This window comes from Paenibacillus sp. Paensp111, from assembly GCF_059492195.1.
Genome location: NZ_CP168527.1, coordinates 1,203,774 through 1,224,083, shown reverse-complemented (window position 1 = coordinate 1,224,083; position 20,310 = coordinate 1,203,774). Strand labels below are relative to the sequence as shown.

General features: G+C 49.5%; 23 protein-coding genes and 1 tRNA gene. 12 read left to right on the top strand and 12 right to left on the bottom strand.

The window, feature by feature from the left end:
- Window positions 1–240: 240 nt before the first annotated feature.
- Complete coding sequence (locus tag ACEN86_RS05725) at window positions 241–1,341, bottom strand: DUF1648 domain-containing protein (RefSeq protein ID WP_495633375.1); 1,101 nt, start codon at window positions 1,339–1,341, stop codon at window positions 241–243.
- Window positions 1,342–1,580: 239 nt separating this feature from the next.
- On the opposite strand from ACEN86_RS05725, the gene ACEN86_RS05720 reads away from it, so the two are divergent.
- From ACEN86_RS05720 to ACEN86_RS05685, 8 genes are all read left to right on the top strand, one after another.
- Window positions 1,581–2,312, top strand: a complete 732-nt coding sequence (locus ACEN86_RS05720) for an ABC transporter ATP-binding protein (protein WP_495633374.1) — start codon at window positions 1,581–1,583, stop codon at window positions 2,310–2,312.
- A complete protein-coding gene (locus ACEN86_RS05715) occupies window positions 2,309–3,337 on the top strand; it encodes an ABC transporter permease (protein WP_495633373.1) in 1,029 nt (342 codons plus the stop codon). Before ACEN86_RS05720 ends, ACEN86_RS05715 begins: the two co-directional genes overlap by 4 nt.
- A 66-nt stretch (window positions 3,338–3,403) precedes the next feature.
- Complete coding sequence (locus tag ACEN86_RS05710) at window positions 3,404–4,066, top strand: TetR/AcrR family transcriptional regulator (RefSeq protein WP_495633372.1); 663 nt, start codon at window positions 3,404–3,406, stop codon at window positions 4,064–4,066.
- 94 nt (window positions 4,067–4,160) lie between these two features.
- Entirely contained in the window at window positions 4,161–4,511 is a 351-nt protein-coding gene (locus ACEN86_RS05705) for a hypothetical protein (protein ID WP_495633371.1), read from the top strand.
- A gap of 102 nt (window positions 4,512–4,613) precedes the next feature.
- Complete coding sequence (locus tag ACEN86_RS05700; protein WP_495633370.1) at window positions 4,614–5,312, top strand: response regulator transcription factor; 699 nt, start codon at window positions 4,614–4,616, stop codon at window positions 5,310–5,312.
- Window positions 5,309–6,673: a sensor histidine kinase gene (locus ACEN86_RS05695; RefSeq protein ID WP_495633369.1), complete on the top strand. Its 1,365-nt coding sequence runs from the start codon at window positions 5,309–5,311 to the stop codon at window positions 6,671–6,673. The genes ACEN86_RS05700 and ACEN86_RS05695 overlap by 4 nt, the downstream gene beginning before the upstream one ends.
- A 39-nt stretch (window positions 6,674–6,712) precedes the next feature.
- The gene (locus tag ACEN86_RS05690; protein WP_495634226.1) at window positions 6,713–7,630 is read left to right on the top strand and encodes a helix-turn-helix transcriptional regulator; all 918 of its coding nucleotides are present in this window, start codon (window positions 6,713–6,715) and stop codon (window positions 7,628–7,630) included.
- 82 nt (window positions 7,631–7,712) lie between these two features.
- Window positions 7,713–8,228 (top strand): DinB family protein, encoded by a 516-nt coding sequence (locus ACEN86_RS05685; RefSeq protein ID WP_495633368.1) that lies wholly within the window; start codon window positions 7,713–7,715, stop codon window positions 8,226–8,228.
- Window positions 8,229–8,476: 248 nt separating this feature from the next.
- On the opposite strand, the gene ACEN86_RS05680 is transcribed toward ACEN86_RS05685, so the two are convergent.
- Window positions 8,477–8,550, bottom strand: a tRNA-Arg gene (locus tag ACEN86_RS05680).
- 138 nt (window positions 8,551–8,688) lie between these two features.
- On the opposite strand from ACEN86_RS05680, the gene ACEN86_RS05675 reads away from it, so the two are divergent.
- Entirely contained in the window at window positions 8,689–8,997 is a 309-nt protein-coding gene (locus tag ACEN86_RS05675; protein WP_495633367.1) for a magnetosome magnetite crystal formation protein family, read from the top strand.
- Window positions 8,998–9,053: 56 nt separating this feature from the next.
- On the opposite strand, the gene ACEN86_RS05670 is transcribed toward ACEN86_RS05675, so the two are convergent.
- On the bottom strand, window positions 9,054–9,410 hold the full coding sequence (locus tag ACEN86_RS05670) for a hypothetical protein (protein WP_495633366.1): 357 nt from the start codon (window positions 9,408–9,410) through the stop codon (window positions 9,054–9,056).
- 28 nt (window positions 9,411–9,438) lie between these two features.
- Window positions 9,439–9,747 (bottom strand): hypothetical protein, encoded by a 309-nt coding sequence (locus tag ACEN86_RS05665; protein WP_495633365.1) that lies wholly within the window; start codon window positions 9,745–9,747, stop codon window positions 9,439–9,441.
- Window positions 9,748–9,887: 140 nt separating this feature from the next.
- Between ACEN86_RS05665 and asnB the strand changes: the two genes are divergently transcribed.
- Both asnB and ACEN86_RS05655 read left to right on the top strand, forming a co-directional pair.
- Complete coding sequence (gene asnB, locus ACEN86_RS05660; RefSeq protein WP_495634225.1) at window positions 9,888–11,732, top strand: asparagine synthase (glutamine-hydrolyzing); 1,845 nt, start codon at window positions 9,888–9,890, stop codon at window positions 11,730–11,732.
- Between the two features lie 128 nt (window positions 11,733–11,860).
- Window positions 11,861–12,628, top strand: coding sequence for a class I SAM-dependent methyltransferase (locus ACEN86_RS05655; protein WP_495633364.1), 768 nt, complete (start codon window positions 11,861–11,863; stop codon window positions 12,626–12,628).
- 140 nt (window positions 12,629–12,768) lie between these two features.
- On the opposite strand, the gene ACEN86_RS05650 is transcribed toward ACEN86_RS05655, so the two are convergent.
- The 3 genes from ACEN86_RS05650 to ACEN86_RS05640 form a co-directional block, all read right to left on the bottom strand.
- On the bottom strand, window positions 12,769–13,398 hold the full coding sequence (locus ACEN86_RS05650) for an XTP/dITP diphosphatase (protein WP_495633363.1): 630 nt from the start codon (window positions 13,396–13,398) through the stop codon (window positions 12,769–12,771).
- The gene (gene rph / locus ACEN86_RS05645; protein ID WP_495633362.1) at window positions 13,395–14,153 is read right to left on the bottom strand and encodes a ribonuclease PH; all 759 of its coding nucleotides are present in this window, start codon (window positions 14,151–14,153) and stop codon (window positions 13,395–13,397) included. The genes ACEN86_RS05650 and rph overlap by 4 nt, the downstream gene beginning before the upstream one ends.
- A gap of 136 nt (window positions 14,154–14,289) precedes the next feature.
- Complete coding sequence (locus tag ACEN86_RS05640) at window positions 14,290–15,366, bottom strand: GerMN domain-containing protein (protein WP_495633361.1); 1,077 nt, start codon at window positions 15,364–15,366, stop codon at window positions 14,290–14,292.
- Window positions 15,367–15,516: 150 nt separating this feature from the next.
- On the opposite strand from ACEN86_RS05640, the gene ACEN86_RS05635 reads away from it, so the two are divergent.
- Window positions 15,517–16,071 carry a phosphatidylglycerophosphatase A family protein gene (locus ACEN86_RS05635; RefSeq protein WP_495634224.1) on the top strand — a complete coding sequence of 185 codons (555 nt, stop codon included), beginning with the start codon at window positions 15,517–15,519 and terminating at the stop codon, window positions 16,069–16,071.
- A gap of 209 nt (window positions 16,072–16,280) precedes the next feature.
- Here ACEN86_RS05635 and ACEN86_RS05630 read toward each other — a convergent pair whose 3' ends face one another.
- From ACEN86_RS05630 to ACEN86_RS05610, 5 genes are all read right to left on the bottom strand, one after another.
- On the bottom strand, window positions 16,281–17,390 hold the full coding sequence (locus ACEN86_RS05630; protein ID WP_495633360.1) for a phosphodiester glycosidase family protein: 1,110 nt from the start codon (window positions 17,388–17,390) through the stop codon (window positions 16,281–16,283).
- Window positions 17,391–18,299, bottom strand: coding sequence for a 5'-3' exonuclease (locus ACEN86_RS05625; protein WP_495633359.1), 909 nt, complete (start codon window positions 18,297–18,299; stop codon window positions 17,391–17,393).
- A 76-nt stretch (window positions 18,300–18,375) separates the two neighbouring features.
- Window positions 18,376–18,741 carry an arsenate reductase family protein gene (locus tag ACEN86_RS05620; RefSeq protein WP_495633358.1) on the bottom strand — a complete coding sequence of 122 codons (366 nt, stop codon included), beginning with the start codon at window positions 18,739–18,741 and terminating at the stop codon, window positions 18,376–18,378.
- Between the two features lie 13 nt (window positions 18,742–18,754).
- Window positions 18,755–19,717 carry an RluA family pseudouridine synthase gene (locus ACEN86_RS05615; RefSeq protein WP_495633357.1) on the bottom strand — a complete coding sequence of 321 codons (963 nt, stop codon included), beginning with the start codon at window positions 19,715–19,717 and terminating at the stop codon, window positions 18,755–18,757.
- Entirely contained in the window at window positions 19,714–20,280 is a 567-nt protein-coding gene (locus tag ACEN86_RS05610; RefSeq protein WP_495633356.1) for a cob(I)yrinic acid a,c-diamide adenosyltransferase, read from the bottom strand. Before ACEN86_RS05610 ends, ACEN86_RS05615 begins: the two co-directional genes overlap by 4 nt.
- Window positions 20,281–20,310 lie beyond the last annotated feature (30 nt).

Below are 20,310 nucleotides of genomic sequence, written 5' to 3'. Positions count from 1 at the left end.
GGCTTAAGAACCGAAGACTGCCGATTTCATACGGCAGTCTTTTTTATCACTTACAATTTAAGGAATGTTCGGGTTTAGTCAGGGAGGGGAGTGAGTGCTCACTCATTATTTTGTGCAGAGGTGAATATCACTATCAATCTATCCGTTGATATATTCCACGATGAATTGTCTAATGTGGTTGGCGTCTAATTTGAAAGCTAAATTATTTATCTATTGAAGGTTAGAATACTCCGGTGAGTACTAACCTCCAAGCCTTGTTACCACAACTAACAGTACAATAATTCCGAGCAAAATCAGCCAGCTTACTGGGTGACCGTAATTTAATCCCCAGCCGACTCCAAACTTTTTCTCGATGATTAAGTTTGGGTCCTTGCGATTGAAATAAATCATACCTAATAGCCATTTATCATCATCATGGACAGATCTGACATTGGAGTAATCGGCAGATGGCTCCAAGCGGCTTCCGCCCTGACCAGCCCAGAACGATAAGAAGAAGGCGTATAGAGTGATTAAGGCTATTATGATTAGGACAATGGGGATAGCGAAATTGTCGATAAGCAGAGATGTCATGTCTAGTTGCACGACGGATAACAAGAGAACTAGTAAGAAGCTTGCTGTAATCATAAAACATGACCAAGCACGGCGAAAAGTTACGTCTTGTCTGATGGAACGGCTAGGATCAGTGGGTTGAACCTGCTGCTTCACTCTGCGAATACTCCAATTCTCAAAGATCAACAAAAGTGTTATGAACACTTGGGCTATCGTAGGTATAAACACAATTCTATAAGATTTGGCTGCATAGCCGTCTACGTTCCCACTGCTGTTGTAATGGATCGGAATCTGATCAGGAATCTGATCGTAGTTGTGTAGTACAGCTACAATACTAGAAACAATAATTAAACCATGAATGAGGAACCAATGACTAGACAAGCCAATGTTTCTTTTCCGAAATTCAGTGTCCACTGTGATGATTGATGTTTCCGGAGCAATAGGCAGATTAGGTAGTAAACTTTTCATTCTGACATGATAGCTAATGTTTATGACTATGGAGATTACGACCATGGCGAGTGAATAAGTGATAATGATCCAACTTTGTTGCTTGGAATATTTATCACCGTATATTAGGCAGATGATACAAATAATGAATAGGATGGTATGCACGGTAGAACTAATCCTAGCATATGACTTCCGCATCTGGCGCAGAGGCTCACTGTGGAATTGTACAGTGCTGACTGTAACCCCAAAACTAATCGTCTCTCTTGTTAAATAAGGCATGCTTACCATGAGTACAATGGTTGGTACAAATACAAAGATCATTACTATAACAGGCGTTATTGTCATATCAATCGCCTCCTCTTAACTTAGGATAGGTAATCGACTTGAACATAAATTTAATTATAAACGATTTTTGTAACTATAAGGGTAAAATTTACATTATATCCAGTAATATAAAATTTAATCCAAGATTGCTGATTCAGCCGGCATCTTGGATTTTGTTCATTTACAATTTAAGGAACGTCGGATATACTCAAAACAAAAAGTGAGTGCTCACTCATTATTTTGTGCAGAGGAGTGTTTATATGTCTGATTATTCAGATGTCATTACGGCCGCAGGGGTCAGCAAGCGTTTCGGGAACAAGACGGTGCTGGAGGATATTACGCTTGCGATTCACCCCGCAGAGACCTTCGGTCTGCTGGGACCCTCGGGGTCCGGAAAGACCACGCTGGTCAAACTCTTTACCGGAACGCTGCAGGCTACAACAGGCCAGGTTCATGTTCAAGGTACGCAGATGCCTAAGCTCTCCATGCTGAATCAGATCGGCTATATGGCTCAGTCCGACGCCCTGTATACGGAACTCAGCGCGAAGGAGAATCTAGAGTTTTTCGGTGCGCTATATGGACTAAAAGGATCTTCCCTGCGTACGCGCATTAGGGAGGTAGCCGAGATTGTTGACCTTGGGAGCCATCTAGATAAACGGGTAGATCAATACTCCGGGGGAATGAAGCGCCGGCTGTCCCTCGCTGCCGCCCTGCTTCACCAACCTCCCATTCTTGTACTGGATGAACCCACCGTCGGGATCGATCCCCTGCTACGTCAGGCGATCTGGAAGGAGCTTAAATTGTTAAATGAACAAGGAACAACCATCCTGCTGACCACACACGTCATGGATGAAGCCGAGAAATGTGATCGGTTGGGCATGATCCGGGAAGGCAAGCTGCTGGCGGTTGATACACCTGGGGAGCTGATCTCCAAGACGGGCACCCAGTCTATTGAAGAGGCATTTGTATATTATGGAGGTCATCAAGCATGAAGATATCCGCCATCGTCATTCGAATTCTAAGACAATTCCGCCGGGACAAACGGACTCTTGCCTTGATGTTAGTTGCTCCCCTGTTCGTCCTGACTCTGATGAACCTTGTCTTTAACGGGAAGGACTACAAGCCCACGCTGGGTCTGCTGAATCCTCCAACTCTATTGTCATCCAGCCTTCAGGCAGAGGGAGCTAATATCATCAAATATGATGAGAAGGCCCCGGCTGAGGCAGCGCTGAACGATCGGACGATCGATGCACTCATAACCATTGACGGCAGAATACCCGCAGTAAAGCTTGAAGGCAGCGAGCCCGCTGTCAACCGTGCTGTGCTTCAGGTGGTGCAGAAGGCGTCGGAACATTTTCAGAACAAGACAGCTTCCATCAAGCCCGTCATCACTTATCTTCATGGCTCGGAGGATATGACAAGCATCGACCAGTTCGGCCCTATTCTGATCGGGTTCTTTATCTTCTTCTTTGTATTTCTGATTGCGGGTGTCTCTTTCCTTAGAGAAAGAACGACAGGAACCCTCGAACGATTACTGGCCACTCCGCTTAAGCGGTATGAAATTGTACTCGGTTATGTAGGCGGGTTCGGGATATTCACCATCATTCAAGCCCTTCTTATTTCGTGGTACTGTATTAAGGTCCTCGGAATCATGATGGTCGGTTCCTTTGGTCTGGTCATTCTGCTGACCCTGCTCATGTCCTTGAGCGCCCTGACTTTAGGGACTCTTATCTCTGCGTATGCCAACAATGAGCTGCAAATGATTCAGTTCGTCCCAATCATTATCGTGCCGCAGTTATTCCTGTCGGGTCTGTTCCCGATGGATACCCTTCCGGATTGGCTCCGCAAGCTGGAAGTCATCATGCCGCTTACTTATGGTACAAAGGGACTCAGCGATGTGATGATCCGGGGCCAGGGGTGGGATGCGATTGCTCTGGATGTCTATGTGCTCGCCGGCTTCTCCGCCTTGTTCATTCTTCTTAATATTCTAGCCCTGCGCAAATACCGCAAGATTTAAACACATGAGTTCGATGTGATAGAATACGTTGATTAATCCTTATACCTAATCCAGGAGGTTGACCTTATGCCGCAGCAACAAGAACCGCTTGAACCATGGCTGGAAGATCTGCTTCACACAGAGGGCCGGAAAGTAACTGAGAAACAGTTGAAAATTATCGAGGCGGCTGTTGAAGTCTTTTCGCAAAAGGGATATGCCGCTGCCTCAACCAGTGAAATAGCACAGATGGCCGGGGTTGCAGAAGGAACGATCTTCCGTCACTACAAGACGAAGAAGGATCTGCTGCTCTCCATCGTGACTCCCATGATGGGCAAGCTGCTTGCCCCCTTCATTCTTAATAACTTCAATGAGGTGCTGGAGAAGGATTATCCAACCTTCGAGGCTTTCCTGAGAGCGGTCCTGATGAATCGCCTATCCTTTGCCCGCAGGCATCTCAAGATTATCAAAATTATGCTTCAGGAGATTCCGTTTCAGCCTGCCTTGAAGGAGCAATTCATAGAGCACATCGGCGTCAAAGTTTTCGGTCGTTTCCAGGAGATGGTGAAGCATTTTCAAGACAAAGGGGAACTGGTGGAAGTGCCTACTCTCGCGGCGATCCGCTTTACCGTCTCCTCCGCTGTCGGTCTGTTTGCCTTTCACCTCCTCCTAGCACCCGAGCTTCCGTGGGATGAAGAGAAGGAGATTGAGCAGACGATTCAGTTCATACTTCACGGTCTGGCCGCCAGATAGGCACGCTAATTCATATACTTTTCTCACAATTCTCACACGGGCCTCTCACCAGGCCTTGCTAAGATAAGATTAATCTTAGAAAGAGGTGAGACCCATGTTGAATTGGAAAAAGAATCTGGTAGCTCTATTAACGGTTGTTAGTTTGGTTGGAGGCGGGGCGAGTGCGATGGCCAGTCCGGCTAAATCTCCAGCCATCAAGCCTGCGGCCAAGGCGGCAGTAACCGCTTCAGCCAAATCGCTCGTCAAGACTAAGTCAGCTGCCAAACCTGCTGTGAAGAAAGCCGTGAAGAAGACAACCCAAAAGGCGGTTGTGAAAAAGGCGAAAACAGCCAAGGTCACTCACAAGAAGCACCACAAGCATGTAAAGAAAGTTCATCATAGAACAGCATCAGCCAAGCACACTACCCATAAGAAATCAATCGCCAAGAAAACTACAAAAAAATAGGCTGAGCTAGAGACGGGAAGGCTTAAAGCCTTCCCGTTTTTGCTTGCTTTTGGTAGATTATAACAAGAGTCTAGTACATTCTGGGAGAGGAGGAGTTAGGCGATGACAAGCATTTTCGTGGTCGATGATGATCCTTCCATTCTGCGGCTGATCTCTGAGTATCTGCGCAAAGAGGATTTTCATGTTACGGAATATCCGGACGGACAGCACTTAGTTGAGGAAGTGCGCATGCAGAAGCCGGATTTTCTGGTCTTGGATATTATGATGCCGGGCATTAACGGATTAACTCTGCTGACCGAGCTGCGGACTTTTACGGAAATGCCTATCATTATGATCTCCGCCCGCGGGGATGAAATGGACCGGATTATCGGACTGGAACTGGGCTGTAACGACTTCCTCACCAAGCCCTTCAACCCCAGGGAGCTTGTGGGCCGGGTGAAATCCATGCTTCGCCTTGTCCGGCTGGGACAGGATCAGGATACCGGGGCACCCTCCAAAGTCATTCAGGCCGGGAATTTAAAGGTGAATGAGGAGTTCCGTAAAGTAGCCGTGGAAGAGACCGATCTGGTGCTCACCTCCCGGGAATATGAACTGCTGGTATTTTTCGCAAAACATCTGGAAAGGCCCTTTACCCGCGAACAGCTCATCCAGCAGGTCTGGCATTTTGATTATCTCGGGGACGTAAGAGTGGTTGATGATCTGGTCAAGAGACTTCGGAAGAAGCTTTCCGAGCACGCAGCCTCATTCCAGATTGATACCTTATGGGGATATGGCTATAAAGCCCTGGTAAAAACGGGATGAGAACACTTAGGGGCCGGGTGCTGCTCTCTTTGATTGCCGGGATGTTCATCACCGTGGGCATCACGGTATTTCTGTTTGTCAGGCTGATTCACAGCCTTACGGTGGACCAGGCCAAGACCGAGCTGCACAGCCAGATCGACAAGGCCGTACGGATTCTTAACGATGGAGATATCTCGGACATTGATGACAAGGACTTAAAGCTGAGGTTCAAGGATCGGCTGTATGATGCAGATTTCTTGATTTTGAATGATAAACATGTCATTATTGCGGCGAGTGACCCGAGGAAAATCAATGCCCAGCTACACGTTCCTTTTCTGGAGGAAGATGGTGTGGTGGTGCTCGACAACAGGGAGATGCTCTATGCCACCAAAAAGCTCGAAGGGGAGCCCTCCCTTCAGATCGTCGTATTCGCGCCCCTTTCTTCCCTCCGGGCAATTGTCGGGCAGCTGCTGAGCACCACCATCTACGCCATTCTGGGCAGCTTTCTATTCGTCCTGGCGATCGGCCTACTTGTTGTGTGGAAAACCACACGTCCATTAAAAAAACTGACCGAGGCGGTAAGCCAATATGAGCCCTATCGGCCTCATAATCCGGTGCTGCCTACAGCGGATGGGACGGAAATCGGCGAGCTTATCGCTACTTTTCAGGAAATGTCTCAGCGAATCGATCGGCATCAGGTCTACCAAATCGAATTCCTGCAGAATGTCTCACATGAACTAAGAACACCGCTGATGTCGATTCAAGGCTACGCCATGGCCATCAAGGATCAGGTAGTCACCGTCGATCAAGGCCTGGATGTGATCAGCAAGGAAGCGCGGCGAATGATTCATATGGTCGAACGCTTACTGCAATTGTCACGGCTGGAGTCGCTCGATGACCCCTGGACGCTGAGTCAAGAAGATCTTAGGAACATGGCGGAGCAGGCCGCAGATCTGCTCGCTCCCGCGGCTTCAGAGAACCAGGTTACTCTTGAGGTTGCTGGCGAATCGGTCAATGTCACACTGCCTGCGGAGCAGATCTTCCAGGTGCTGGTGAACCTGCTGCAGAATGCTGTCCGGCATGCGCACAGCCGCGTTGTCATTCGGATAGAAGCTGAGCCTGCCGCTAACAGCCAAGCCTCACTTGAACAGCTCAATTGGAGTGTTCATATCGACGATGACGGAGACGGAGTACCGGAGGAAGAATACGAAGCTATCTTCAATCGGTTCTATAAGGGCCAGCAGGGCGTAACAGGCCTGGGACTGGCCATTTGTTATCAAATCGCGGAACGGATGGGAGCCCGGATGGTGTGCGGAAGGTCTCCGCTTGGCGGAGCCCGCTTCAGCTTCGTCGTAACGGGCACGCACACAACCTCTCCATAAGAGAGGTTCATATTGATCGGGATGAATGGGGATAGGATGATGAAATTAGAACGATTGATCGCTATGATCTACAAGCTGCTGAATCACGAAGTTTTGTCAGCTTCCATGCTGGCTGAGGAGTTCCAAGTCTCCCAAAGAACCATTTACCGGGATATCGAAGTGATCTGTGCAGCGGGGTTCCCGGTCATATCGCATCAGGGGATCCATGGCGGATATGGCATGATGGACGGTTACAAAATGGACCGAAGTTTACTCGGTTCCTACGATGTCTATTCCCTGATCACCGTGCTAAGCAGCCTCTCCTCCGTATTTGATGACGAGCGTGTGAAAGGAACCATTGAACGACTGCAAACGATTGGACCCGATTATGAAACCCCCAGTCTATCTGTGGACTTGGCAACCCACAGGATTAGTCCAGACGTACTTCCACTATTACGCACAGCCATTATGCAGCGGAATGTCATTCGTTTTGATTACATCAATGGACAAAATGAACGCACGACCCGTGATATGGAACCAGTAAGGCTTCATTTTAAATACAGCAACTGGTATGTATATGGTTACTGCCAAACAAGGCGGGATTATCGGGAGTTCCGGTTATCGCGGATGATGAACTTGTCGCTGTCCCAAGATAACTTTCAGCCCCATCAAGAGATACCGCAAGAGGACGGGGATTCATACTCGGCATGGCAGGATCAGGTGGAGGACGTGGTGATTCGGGTGAAGCCTGAAGCTATGGCCGAAGTGATGGATCAGTTTCACCATGTAGATAAGCACTTTAATGCGGATGGAAGCATGACGATGCGAATTGCTGTATACAAGCCGCTGGAAGCGCGCTGGCTTTGGTCCATTCTGCTGAGCTTTGGCAGCGGCGCCGAAGTCCTGGAACCCTCTGCTCTGCGAGGGATCTTAAGAGAGCAGCTTAGAAATACACTCAAACTTTATGAAGAAGTATGACAGACTGCTGTCATACTTCTTTTTTTATAATTACAACAGATCCAAATACAAATCCATTCCCATTCAAAAGGAGACGATCACAATGACGAATCATTCGGTAGAAATGTTTAAATACCACACATGGGCCAACCAAACGATCCTGGGGAGAATCAAGCAGCTCCCACCCTCTGTTCTGAGTCAGGAAGTGAACACGTCTTTTCCCACCATTGCTCATGCTCTTAGCCATATTTATGCGGTAGATAAGATGTGGTATCTGGTGTTGACAGGCACAGGCATGCCAGAGGCACTGCACATGTGCCAACCTCTCAATGAGAGCATTCTGGCTTCCGTGGATGAATACGTCCATAACTTTGCCGAGTTAGCAGGACAATTCGAAGGATGGCTTGCAGGCCAGACCGATCTGGAGCAGACCCTTCTCCTGGACAATCCTTACGCGGGCATCCGTCAAACCCGCTTGTCGGAAATGGTGCTGCACGTGGTCAATCACGGGACGTATCACAGAGGCAACATCTCCACTATGTTGCGTCAGCTGGGCCATGCTTCTACCATGAACGACTACGCACTGTTTTGGTATCAGGAGCCTGCGAAAACAATTTAGAGCGTCCAGCAGGCATGGGGGGCTTTACTCCGACGAACCCCACTTGGGGGTTCTCATCCCCGGAACGCAAAAAATCTCTCCATAGGAGAGATTTCTTTGACGTCCCAGGAGGGATACTCTCACTTCGCTCGAGACTCCGTTCATCCCCCTGCCAGCCGGCATGGGGGGATTTACTCCGACGAACCCTACTCTGGGGTTCTCATCCCTCGGCACGCAAAAAATCTCTCCATAAGGAGAGATTTCTTTGACGTCCCAGGAGGGATTCGAACCCCCGACCGACGGCTTAGAAGGCCGTTGCTCTATCCAGCTGAGCTACTGAGACATATGTAGTTCTTCAGGGAAGATCCCGAAGAGAAAAAAGGATGCGTTATTTATTATAACGTATCTTGGGTTAATGTCAAAGGGAATTATGAAATTTGGGTAATATAGAGAAAAGAACCCTAAGGAGCGTGAACTACATATGCGATCTATCCTGGCATCGCTATCCTACTTTAGCATCTTCTTCGCCCCTTTCCTGTTCCCTGTAATCATATGGTTCATCTCGGATGATGCCATCCTTCGCAGGCACGCAGGCCGGGCTCTTTTCTCACATGTATTTCCGGTACTGGCCGCAATTCCGCTTCTTTATTTTATGTTCTCAGCTCATTATATTGCCTCGATTTTCATGTATGTTATAGTGTTTGCTATTATTTATTTCTGTGCCTTTCTGTATAACATCATTCAAGGTATTCGCGTCCTCGCTAACGCAAATTGGCCTCAGCGGTACTAGCTTAAGAGCCCTCCCGCAACCGGGAGGGCTTTCTCTATACTCCGCTGCTACCAGCCTCAGCTGCCTTTAGGGAGCATCTGCTCCAGCTGAGCCGAGATACTTCCAGAAGTGAGTAGGCTTTGACGGAACTGCTCTCTTTGCTGCGGGGCATCCAGCACCCCTTCATCACCGAAATTCTCCTCGGCAATTTCCTCATAAGCATTATGCAGATTATTATTATACCAGTCTATGGCGAGGTTCGATTCATTCCGAATCATGCGGACAATCTCAAAGTCCTCCCCATTCCCTGACCGGGCCACATAAACAAGCAATCCAGGGGCTTCTGACGCCTCCGGAGTTACTTCAATCTCCACACAAGCCGTGCCATTATGTTCCGTGGCTCTTGCCACCTTCGCGTCTTTAATGGAATACATGCTGAGCGCTCCTTTTTTAACATTAATATCATGCATGAATTAGATTGGAAATGGCCATCTGACTTCGGGTCTCCGCTGTGCCGAGCCGGTAAATCGTCTGATATACCCGATTCATTCGTTCTGAATATTCTGCGTGACGTCCATGTTCTGGAGTATCTGGCCAAGGAAACACGAAATCCATGAATTCGTCTTCATCAGCCTCGGCACTTGAAGATAAGATACGCCCAAGCTCTTCTGCTTCCTCCGGTGCAGCTTCTATAACCCACTCGTAAGCAGCTGCCCCGGGGTCTTCAAGTACCGAACGGCCCTGAACCGATACATAAAAAGTCTTTTTCATGAACATCCTCCTTTCCATTCTTTCCAAAGCATAGTTTTCCATAAAGGACAGACATTTTATGCCTAGGTTCGGCATAATTTGTATCACCGGCGGCACGAACCGCATATTTAGAGTAACGAAGAGAGAGGATGAATCCATATATGTGCGGAATTACCGGTTTTATCGAGTGGAACCGAGACCTGACTTCCGAATCTGCCTTACTGCTTACCATGACCGAGACATTGGGGAAAAGAGGACCCGATGCCCGCGGTACCTGGATATCCGGCCCTTGTGCATTCGGACACCGAAGGCTCAGTGTCATGGACCCTGCTAACGGAGCACAGCCCATGGTCATCCAGGACGACGATCATGTATATACCGTTGTCTACAACGGGGAAATATATAACGCGCCTGAGCTAAGAGAAGAATTAAAGCACAGAGGTTACAAATTCCGAACGCAGTGTGATACGGAAGTGCTGCTGCAGGCCTATATCGAGTGGGGACCGGACTCCGTTCATAAGCTTAACGGGATCTTTGCTTTCGCGATCTGGGACAGTATGCGGGAGCATGTTTTTTTTGCAAGGGACCGGCTTGGCGTCAAGCCTTTGTTCTACAGCGACCGGGATGGCACACTCGTCTTCGGTTCTGAGCCCAAGGCTATTCTGGAGCATCCTAAAGTTGATCCCGTTGTAGGGGCTGAAGGACTTGCTGAAATATTCATCCTCGGTCCGGCCAGAACTCCGGGTCACGGGGTTTATACGCAGTTGCAGGAGCTGCGTCCGGGGCATGCCATGATCTACAGCCGCAGCGGCCTGAGAATTTACACCTACTGGAAGCTTGAGTCGTATACACATGAGGATAATGAGGCCCAGACCGCCGCCAAGGTGAGAGAGCTCCTGCAGGATACGGTTGAACGGCAGCTTCTCTCCGACGTTCCTGTCTGCACCCTATTGTCCGGGGGACTCGACTCCAGTGCGCTGACTGCCTTGGCCGTGGATTACTACAAGAGAAGCGGGCAGGGCCAGGTTCATACTTATTCCGTCGATTATGTAGACAACGATAAATATTTCAAGGCCCATAGTTACCAGCCAGGCGCTGATGCCCCCTGGATAGAGCGAATGATTGCCGAGCTCGGCACTGAACATCACTGGATCCGCTTTGATACTCCCGAGCTCGCCGAAGCACTGGATGCCTCGACAGAGGCGAGAGATCTGCCAGGGATGGCGGATGTGGACTCCTCACTCTACTTATTCAGCCGGGAGATTAAGAAGGACGCAACGGTTGCGATATCCGGGGAAGCGGCGGATGAGATTTTTGGGGGATATCCTTGGTTCCACCGGGATGAACTGCTGAACTCGGGCACTTTCCCTTGGTCTGTGGCGACGGGGCTTCGCTCTGAGCTGCTGGCACCCGAGATCCGGGAATGGGTCTCTCCGCAGGAATATATCCAGGATCGCTACCAGGATGCGGTGAATGAAGTTCCAAGGCTGCAGGGAGAGACGGGAAAAGAAGCCCAAATGCGGATCATGTCGTATATGAATATTACCCGCTTCATGCCGACGCTGCTGGATCGAAAAGACAGAATGAGTATGGCTGCAGGGCTGGAGGTGCGTGTACCTTTTTGCGATCATAGGCTTGTTCAGTATGTGTGGAATATCCCTTGGGAGATCAAGACCGCTGGAGACCGCGAGAAGGGAATTCTTCGCAAAGCACTTGAAGGAGTTCTGCCAGATGACGTGCTCTACCGGAAAAAAAGCCCTTATCCCAAGACCCATAACCCTGCCTATCTGAATGTGGTGAGACAGCAGGTGCTGAATATACTGGATGATAGTACGTCTCCTATTCTTCCCCTGATCAACCAGGACAAAATTCGCGAAATTGCTTCCTCCACGGAAGCCTCCTCCAATCTTCCCTGGTTCGGGCAGTTGATGTCGGGTCCTCAATTATTTGCTTATCTGGCTCAGGTTAACCATTGGCTGAAGACGTATAAGGTCTCCATCCGGTAGTCTTGGAACCATATAATAAACTACCCCCCTATAGTCTATACCTATAACTTCTATATCAATTATATATTTCATTTATAAGTGGCTTCGTGCAACAATGAATGTAACTTAATTCGAAGGAGCTGCTGAAGATGAGTTCAAAGAATATCTGGAATCCGGAATCTTATGATAACAAGCTTGCCTTTGTGTCAGAGTATGGAAAAAGCCTGATTGAACTGCTTGCTCCCCGGCAGAACGAAAAGATCCTGGATCTGGGCTGCGGAACCGGTGACTTAACCTTCCAGATCGCCGAGTCCGGAGCTAAGGTAACGGGAGTCGATTATTCAGCAAGTATGATTGAAGCAGCTCGTAAGAAATACCCTGGGCTGGAGTTTGCTATAAGTAACGGAGAGAGCTTTACTACCGAAGAGTCTTACGATGCGGTCTTCTCAAATGCAGCTCTTCACTGGATGAAAGACGCGCACGGTGTCGTCCGTTCGATCCATCAAGCCTTAAAGCCTGGAGGTAGATTTGTAGCTGAATTCGGCGGCAAAGGCAACGTGGAGACCATAATTCAGGCAATATATGAGGTGTTCGAAGAGGAATACGGCATAGATGCTTCTACGCTTAACCCCTGGTACTTCCCAAGCATCGGAGAATATGCCCTGCTCCTTGAAGAACATGGCTTCAAAGTAGATTTTATGCGTCATTACGACCGACCTACGAAGCTGAGTGATAATAAGGAAGGCTTGGACGGCTGGCTTGCTAATTTCGGAGGCGACTTCCTGAACGGGTTCTCAGAGGAAGAGAAAACCGCCCTTTACGCGAAAGTTACAGAAAGATTAGTTCCCAAGCTGATGCACGAAGGTTCCATGTATGCCGATTACAAAAGACTCACTGTGGCCGCGGTCAAAATTTAATAATACCGAAGTCCCGCACAATTGCAGGATCATAAATAAAGGACGGCAGCCTTGTCAGGCAGCCGTCCCTTATTCAAATATCACTTCTTGGTCCATATACTATCTCTTCAGTCCAAGTCTACAAGTTCATTCTTGTAGGATTACTTCACTCCAAGATGATCCTTCAAGATGCGCAGCGCGGCTCCGCGGTGGCTAATTGCCTGCTTCTCTTCCAGCGTAAGCTCGGCCATGGATTTCTGGTAAGCTGGGACATAGAATATCGGATCATAACCGAATCCACCGCTCCCGGCAGGTTCTGCGGATATCATTCCCTCTACAGTGCCTTCGGCTTCTACAAATTCCCCGGTTCCCGGGTCATAAAGGGCCAAGTGACATACGAAACGGGCAGGACTAAGAAGCGGCTGCTCCGTATCTTCCCCCTCGGACAGCTTCTGCAGTTCATCCAGCAATTTAGTGTTATTCTCTTCGTCTGTTGCGTGTTCACCCGAATAACGTGCGGAATAGACTCCCGGCGCTCCGCCGAGCTTGTCTACACATAATCCGGAATCATCGGCGAGAACAGGCTTGCCAAGTGCGTCCCCCACGGTCTTCGCTTTCTTGCGGGCATTGGCGGCAAAGGTATCTCCATCCTCCACAACCTCAGGCAGCTCCGGATAATCGTACATGCTCTTCACCGTGCCGCCCAGCTCGGACAGTGCATAGGCGAACTCCTTCACCTTACCCTGATTCTTCGTAGCGACCACAATTACCGTATCTTTAAAAGGGTTCATACCGACTTCCCTGCTTGGCCAGATCCGATCTTAAGAGCGATGGGCCCAAGCACTTCCTGCTGCTGTGCGATCATCTCCCGAATTCCCTTCTCAGCCAGCTCCATCATTCCGTTCATTTCATCACGAGAGAAGGGGCTTTCCTCGCCCGTACCCTGAATTTCAACGAATCTGCCGTCGCCGGTCATGACTACATTCATATCTACCTTGGCTTTGGAATCTTCTTCGTAATTCAAGTCGAGCAGCAGCTCATTTCCTACTACGCCTACACTGACCGAGGCCAAATAATCCGTCACCGGAAATACGGCCAAATTATGCTTCTGGGCCAGCTTATTCACAGCTATGGACATCGCAATAAAGGCCCCTGTGATCGAGGTCGTGCGCGTTCCTCCATCCGCCTGGATAACATCACAGTCCACTATGACCGTCCGCTCTCCAAGCGCCTGAAGATTCACAACAGACCTAAGCGCACGCCCGATTAGGCGCTGAATCTCCATCGTTCTGCCCGTGAGCTTGCCTCTGGCGGATTCCCGCTGGTTTCTCGTCTGGGTTGCACGCGGCAGCATCGCATATTCCGCCGTTACCCAACCCCGGCCTTGACCTTTCATGAACGGGGGAACCTTCTCTTCCACGGTTGCGGTGCACAGGACCTTTGTATCACCGACTTCAATATATACAGAACCTTCTGCATATTTATTGGGATTTACCGTTAAATTCATGGGCCTGCGCTGATCCGCAAGTCGTTCGTTTATTCTCATGAGTATGTGCCTCCTACATTTCATCCTGTCTATACTTCCCCTATTTTACCAAAGAGATGCTGCAAAAGCACCTTAGGAAGAAAATCCCTTACCGATACAGAAAAAGGAGCCGCTGAGCAGCTGGCCCCGGTTGACATCAGATAGGAATATGATTGAGTGCCTCTGGACGGGAGACCGGCTCGCTGTACTTCTGGTTGTCGTCCCCGACAACGTCCTTGCTGCCATTCATCCAGATGCGTACTTTGTCACTCTTGGTATTCTCCGTTACAGTCAGAACAAGTGACTGTAGAAGCTGCGCCGGCACCTTCTCGCCCGGCTGGAACATGTCGTCCTTCAGCGAGACGGTAACCACTCCGTCTTTGGCCGTCTCTACCTGCTCGACCGACGTGTTCGAGGTCAACACCTGCTGGAGTCCATCACCTTGAGCAGGACCCTGGATCAGCTGGGCAAGGGCTGCTTTAACCGCATCTTCGCCAGCTGGAACTAACCGGGTGACAGGCACGAAATAGGGTACTCCACTCTTCGTGGATGAGGAGAAATATACCGTAACCGGACTGGTCTGTGAGACATTCGCTCCAGGTGTGAGCTCCAGATTAATTCCCACTGTGCGATTCAGCGGCTGGTTCAGAGGCGTATGGGCTGCCGGCATCTCACTCAGTTTCTGCCCGTCCACCCATAGCTGAACGTTCTGCACATCAGGGTTGTCCGTTAATGTCCATGTTACAGCCTCCATAATTTTGCGTTCATCCTTGACGTCATAATTCATGAAAGGCTTGGTGAATTCCACGACAGCCATCTTCTGCTTCTTATCCACGGATACGCTGGTAACCTGTGTTCCTTTGGGAAGAACCCCCTGGAAGCCTTCCGGAATGGCTGACGCATAGGTCCCGTCCTGCACGAGCGACTCCATGATCTGATTCAGCTTCCCTTCCTTACTACTCTTCGGCAGATTCAGAGATACCGGCGCAAGCAGCCCTTGTTCATTCTTCAAATAGACTGTAGCCTGATTGGTGTTCTCTGTACTTGTCTTTTCGGTGGAGCTTGTCTGATTCACTTGATCTGCAGACTGTAGCATCTGTGCCTCTACATCCGCAGGAGGCGGATCAATCTGTGCTGCACTCTGTGAACCGAAGATTCCACACCCTGATAACAATAAAGGGATAGCGAGTAAGCCGACTGCTGCAATGGTCTGTATCCTTGGAAAAGATTTCATAGTTCCTTCGTGCCTCCCTAACATTTTTCTGTGGTTTGTATTACTATATATACGAGCCCCCTCTTCGAAAAATAACTATTATTTCCGGGAAGTGGACACACTGCACATATCAGAGGCAGCATGAATATGTTAGGAGTTGAGGTGAAGGTCATGGATAAAGCGAAGATCCCTTACAGCTTGAACAGTAAAAAGGTGGCCGATGCGACCAGAGAATGGCTTGATAAACGGGGCGTCAAAATTTCTGAGATTGCCGAGCTCGTCATGCTTCTCCAGCAGAAGTATTATCCCGACCTTACGATGGAGGAATGCATCCACAACGTGGAGCAGGTCCTGACCAAGAGAGAGGTCCAAAATGCGGTGCTAACCGGGATTCAGCTGGATATTCTCGCCGAGAAGGAACTGCTAATTCCCGAGCTCCAGGAAATGATCTCAAATGATGAAGGGCTGTACGGTGTCGATGAGATTCTTGCCTTCTCCATTGTCAACGTCTACGGAAGTATCGGATTTACGAACTATGGTTACGTGGATAAGCTGAAGCCGGGCGTCCTCGAACGTCTGAATGATAAAAGCCTGGGTCCGGTCCATACGTTCCTCGACGATATTGTAGGGGCGATCGCCGCATCGGCAAGCAGCCGGATTGCCCACCGCAAACAGGCGGAGCGTGAAATTGAGAAGGGCGAGGAATCTACCGATCAGGCTAGGTAAGCCTAATTATGGCATAGATGGCGTTATGGATGTTGCGATCCGTAACGCCATCTGTTGTCTGTGAGAGGCTGCCGCAGCTTTTGAAGCCCTATCGGTCGTGAGCATGTGAAAAATGCACCGTGCATCGCGTCCTCTGCCCTAGATTGCAACAAGGGGCTATCCCATCGTCATCATTAAGATGACTTATGGGATAGCCCCTATGAATTACACTACTTCACATTGCTGCCGAACACCAGCACATTGCTTAATGGCCGCCCTGCTTGTGTGAGCACCTTGCCATTCGCATACATAGCAGATGAGGCTCCCCCGTCCAGGTTCATGGCCTGCTTCGCGCCCAGCGCCTTCATGATTCCCGCCCACTGCTGCATGGTAGCACCGGATACGGTTGCCAGAAGAATCGAGCCATCCGGCATAATGGCAATCCCGCTGCGCGCCGCCGAGCTCGACAGAATCTTCGGATCGTTGAAGCCTTCCGCCTTCGCGTTCAAATCCACCTTGCCATCCCGCACCAGCCGCGGACCTGCCCCTACTGCCGTGACGACATTCTGCCATGGAATCGCATTTCCTTTATCGTCCTTGTAGACTAGGTTCTCTTGAACTTGGTATCCAGTAACAAAGCGATCCGAGCTCTTCTTCTCATTCCCTGTAAAAACAAGCACATAACCGTTCTTCGGAATCAGACTGTTCGCATTCGTCTCCTTCTTCGTGACCACACCATCCACAATGGTTACGGCTATCCCGCCGCTAAACCCAACCCGGCTTCCACGATCCGGGGTATATTTGATAATCGTGCTTGCCCCGCTCGCAGGAGTACGATTGAGGAATACGGCATACCAGCCAATCGAGCTTCCCTTGTCGCTGGTGACCGTACCCGTTAGCGAGTTGCGAAGTGGAGCCATCATGGCAGTACCGTCTTTCAGAAAGCCAAGGGTTGTCCCATATCCCCCAAAGTGGGCTAATCTCCCTTGAATAATGAATGTACCATAGGGATCTGTAGGACCGCCGTAGGCATTGAAGAAGGCCCCATTGATGGCGGCTTCCGCATGATAATTCTTCACAATGGAGGTGAAAGCCTCCACTTGTCCCACTTGACGCTTCGCGAGTCCGAGCGTAACAGGGGTTCCTTTGGGGATGGAGACCGTTAAGACCGTGAAGGTTCTGCTTCCGACTTTAACCTTGCTGGAGGAAGCCTTGATCCCCGGCTTCGCCTCTGCCGTGAAGGGGCTCAGTGTTCCTGAGGTCAGCAGCAGTACGGCGGCAATGGCCAGCAGCATTCTTTTCAACAGATAAGTGCGGTTATGTTGGTTATAATTCTTCATCTAAACAACGGCAACTCCCATCCATGCGCATATACTTTTCATTTCAAGTTCTTCAAATTTGGAAGCAATTAAGGCATGATTCAGTTCCAGCCGGCATTCGTCGATCTGGCAAGCTAGTTGTACATCACACTTAATGGTCGCAAGCTGACGGGATAAGTGAAGCATGTCCAAATCGGTCTCGATTTTGGTCCGTACCCCTTTGGAGAGTGCCTCCAAATTAGCTAGAATCCCTTCGACGTCATGGTACTCCTGAACCAGCTTAACAGCTGTCTTCTCGCCAATTCCGCGTACCCCCGGATAATTATCACTGGCGTCGCCCATCAGTGCCTTGACATCAATGATCTGCCGAGGCAGAAGCTGCTTCTCTTCCATCAGGCTGTCCGGGGTATAGACCATGTAATTCCCATGGCCTTTCTTCATTATAATGACGCTCGTGCAGTCATTGACAAGCTGGAGCATATCATGATCTCCGGTCAGGACCAGCACATCCATGTCTTGGCAGTAGATCGAGGCAAGTGTGCCGATGCAATCATCAGCTTCGTACCCTTCTGCGCTAATATTAGGAATGCCCAGGCTATCCATAACCTCCAGAATAACAGCGAACTGGGGAATTAGCTCATCCGGTGCTTCCGAGCGGTTGCCCTTGTAAGCTGCGAACTGTTCTGTACGGAAGGTCTTGCTTCCCAGATCCCAGCAGCAGGCTACATGGGACGGGGAGAATTTCTCTACAGCGTCCCAGAAATACCGCATGAAGCCATATATTGCATTGGTGGGAAGACCCGCCTTGGTGCGCCGGATGTATCCGCTGGCTGCGGATGCATAAAAGGCCCGGAACATGAGTGCCATTCCATCTACCAACAATAAGGTCTCTTTATTACTCGTCGTCAACGTTCTCTCTCCTTCATTCATTCCTGAACTCTATATAACTCATGCATCCAGATTGTATATACTCTAGTGTATCATATGAGCAGTACGTCTTCGATAACTAATGTCTTCCCCATGCCTGTTCGAACATCTCTTCCTTGAACCCTACAGTCACTTTCTTCCCGTCTGTAACGATCGGTCTCTTGATTAGTCGACCGTTAGAAGCCAGCAACTCAATCTGCTCTTCAGCCGAGAGTCCTGCAAGCTTGTCCTTCAATCCCATCTCTTTGTAGACCTCACCGCTCGTATTAAAAAACTTTTTGAGCTCAAGCCCGCTGCGCTCAATTATAGCTGCAAGCTCGTCCTTACTTGGCGGTGCCTCAAAAATATGTCTAGTATCAAGCTGGTATCCCGCTGAATTCAGCCATTTCACTGCATTGCGGCAAGTTCCGCATTTCGGGTATTGATATACGATTAATTCACTCATGATGAACCTCCAGTTATCCGTGATCTGTTACTAAAAATTCTCTTAACTTGTTCATATCCTCAGGAAGGGGCGCCTTGAAAAGCATATCCCGGCCTGTTAGCGGATGCCGCAGCCCCAGCTCTGCTGCATGCAGCGCTTGACGCCCGATCAGAAGATTGAGCTGATCTATCTTCTCCCGCTTGTCTGCTGACAATTTCTCTTCGGACGGATAGGTATAGAGCTTGTCCCCGATAAGCGGACATCCTGCCGAGGTCATATGTACGCGGATCTGGTGAGTCCGGCCTGTGCCCAGCCGAATGTCCAAGAGCGACGCGGCACTGTACCTCTCAACGACGCTATAATAGGTTAAGGCAGAGTATCCTTCAGGCGTAACGATACGCCGATGGGGTTCAACCGGGTCACGGTCTATGGGCCCGTCTATCGTTCCTTCTTCAGTGGATGGAGTTCCGTGAACCAGAGCTTGATACCGCTTGGTTATCTGCCCCGCAATCAGCTGCTCCGATATATGCTGATGGATATACGCATTCTTGGCAATGGCAAGCACACCGCTGGTCTCCTGATCAAGCCGATGTATGGGCCGAAATCGGAGCTTCTCGCCGCGTTCCTTCCAGTAGTGAACCACCCCATTCGCAAGCGTCCCGGTATAATGACCATGGGTAGGATGCACGATAATTCCCGGTTCTTTGTTCACAACCAGCAGGGCTTCATCCTCATACACAATTTCAAACGGAATAGGCTGCGGCAAAATATCATCCGACTCTTCCTGCTCCATCCGAATGGCGATCCGGTCCCCCTGCTTTACCTTGACACTAATGTAGACCCGTTCTCCATTGAGCATTACCCCTTGTTCCGTCAGTTTGATCCTGGACAGAAGCTTACGGGACACGCCCAGTCTGCGCTGAAGTACCGTCTTGAGCAGCATGCCGCTGTCTTCTTCTTTCACTTCATATTCTATAGGAGCATAGTAATCTGTCATTGGTTACGGAACACCTTCGCACTGCGTTCATATTCTATATCGGCCGTCTTCTCTCTGGCATTAGCTGTTCTGGCGACAGCGAAGAAGAAATCCGACAGACGGTTCAAGTATCTTAGAACATCCGGATTAATTTCAAGCTTCGCTCCAAGTGACACCGTCCGGCGCTCAGCCCGGCGGCAGACTGTACGGCAGATGTGCAGTGTAGAAGACAACGCCGTACCTCCAGGCAGGATGAATCTCTCCAATTTGGGGTTCTCTTGTTCGTAAGCATCTATCCACTGCTCCAACTGGTCAACCATTGCTGAACTTACCTTGAAGCGGGACTCATTTAACTTTACAAAAGCCAGATCCGCACCACAGTCGAACAGCTCGTGCTGGATTTGAAGCAAATGCTGAATTAAATCCTCGAAAATATCCGGTTCCGCCTGACTTATCGCCTGGCCTACAAAACAGTTCAGTTCATCAATCGTTCCGTAGGCTTCAATTCGCTCGTCATCCTTCATCACTCTGGCTCCTATGACGGAAGTCTTGCCTTCGTCACCTGTACGTGTATAAATAGACATATTCTTAGTGGCCCCCTCTATGTTATTAAG

Bases quoted from the DNA above. Each gene is read 5' to 3' on its own strand.
- ACEN86_RS05725 (WP_495633375.1), bottom strand. From the start codon at position 1,341: ATGACAATAACGCCTGTTATAGTAATGATCTTTGTATTTGTACCAACC.
- ACEN86_RS05720 (WP_495633374.1), top strand. From the start codon at position 1,581: ATGTCTGATTATTCAGATGTCATTACGGCCGCAGGGGTCAGCAAGCGT.
- ACEN86_RS05715 (WP_495633373.1), top strand. From the start codon at position 2,309: ATGAAGATATCCGCCATCGTCATTCGAATTCTAAGACAATTCCGCCGG.
- ACEN86_RS05710 (WP_495633372.1), top strand. From the start codon at position 3,404: ATGCCGCAGCAACAAGAACCGCTTGAACCATGGCTGGAAGATCTGCTT.
- ACEN86_RS05705 (WP_495633371.1), top strand. From the start codon at position 4,161: ATGTTGAATTGGAAAAAGAATCTGGTAGCTCTATTAACGGTTGTTAGT.
- ACEN86_RS05700 (WP_495633370.1), top strand. From the start codon at position 4,614: ATGACAAGCATTTTCGTGGTCGATGATGATCCTTCCATTCTGCGGCTG.
- ACEN86_RS05695 (WP_495633369.1), top strand. From the start codon at position 5,309: ATGAGAACACTTAGGGGCCGGGTGCTGCTCTCTTTGATTGCCGGGATG.
- ACEN86_RS05690 (WP_495634226.1), top strand. From the start codon at position 6,713: ATGAAATTAGAACGATTGATCGCTATGATCTACAAGCTGCTGAATCAC.
- ACEN86_RS05685 (WP_495633368.1), top strand. From the start codon at position 7,713: ATGACGAATCATTCGGTAGAAATGTTTAAATACCACACATGGGCCAAC.
- ACEN86_RS05675 (WP_495633367.1), top strand. From the start codon at position 8,689: ATGCGATCTATCCTGGCATCGCTATCCTACTTTAGCATCTTCTTCGCC.
- ACEN86_RS05670 (WP_495633366.1), bottom strand. From the start codon at position 9,410: ATGTATTCCATTAAAGACGCGAAGGTGGCAAGAGCCACGGAACATAAT.
- ACEN86_RS05665 (WP_495633365.1), bottom strand. From the start codon at position 9,747: ATGAAAAAGACTTTTTATGTATCGGTTCAGGGCCGTTCGGTACTTGAA.
- asnB (WP_495634225.1), top strand. From the start codon at position 9,888: ATGTGCGGAATTACCGGTTTTATCGAGTGGAACCGAGACCTGACTTCC.
- ACEN86_RS05655 (WP_495633364.1), top strand. From the start codon at position 11,861: ATGAGTTCAAAGAATATCTGGAATCCGGAATCTTATGATAACAAGCTT.
- ACEN86_RS05650 (WP_495633363.1), bottom strand. From the start codon at position 13,398: ATGAACCCTTTTAAAGATACGGTAATTGTGGTCGCTACGAAGAATCAG.
- rph (WP_495633362.1), bottom strand. From the start codon at position 14,153: ATGAGAATAAACGAACGACTTGCGGATCAGCGCAGGCCCATGAATTTA.
- ACEN86_RS05640 (WP_495633361.1), bottom strand. From the start codon at position 15,366: ATGAAATCTTTTCCAAGGATACAGACCATTGCAGCAGTCGGCTTACTC.
- ACEN86_RS05635 (WP_495634224.1), top strand. From the start codon at position 15,517: ATGGATAAAGCGAAGATCCCTTACAGCTTGAACAGTAAAAAGGTGGCC.
- ACEN86_RS05630 (WP_495633360.1), bottom strand. From the start codon at position 17,390: ATGAAGAATTATAACCAACATAACCGCACTTATCTGTTGAAAAGAATG.
- ACEN86_RS05625 (WP_495633359.1), bottom strand. From the start codon at position 18,299: ATGAATGAAGGAGAGAGAACGTTGACGACGAGTAATAAAGAGACCTTA.
- ACEN86_RS05620 (WP_495633358.1), bottom strand. From the start codon at position 18,741: ATGAGTGAATTAATCGTATATCAATACCCGAAATGCGGAACTTGCCGC.
- ACEN86_RS05615 (WP_495633357.1), bottom strand. From the start codon at position 19,717: ATGACAGATTACTATGCTCCTATAGAATATGAAGTGAAAGAAGAAGAC.
- ACEN86_RS05610 (WP_495633356.1), bottom strand. From the start codon at position 20,280: ATGTCTATTTATACACGTACAGGTGACGAAGGCAAGACTTCCGTCATA.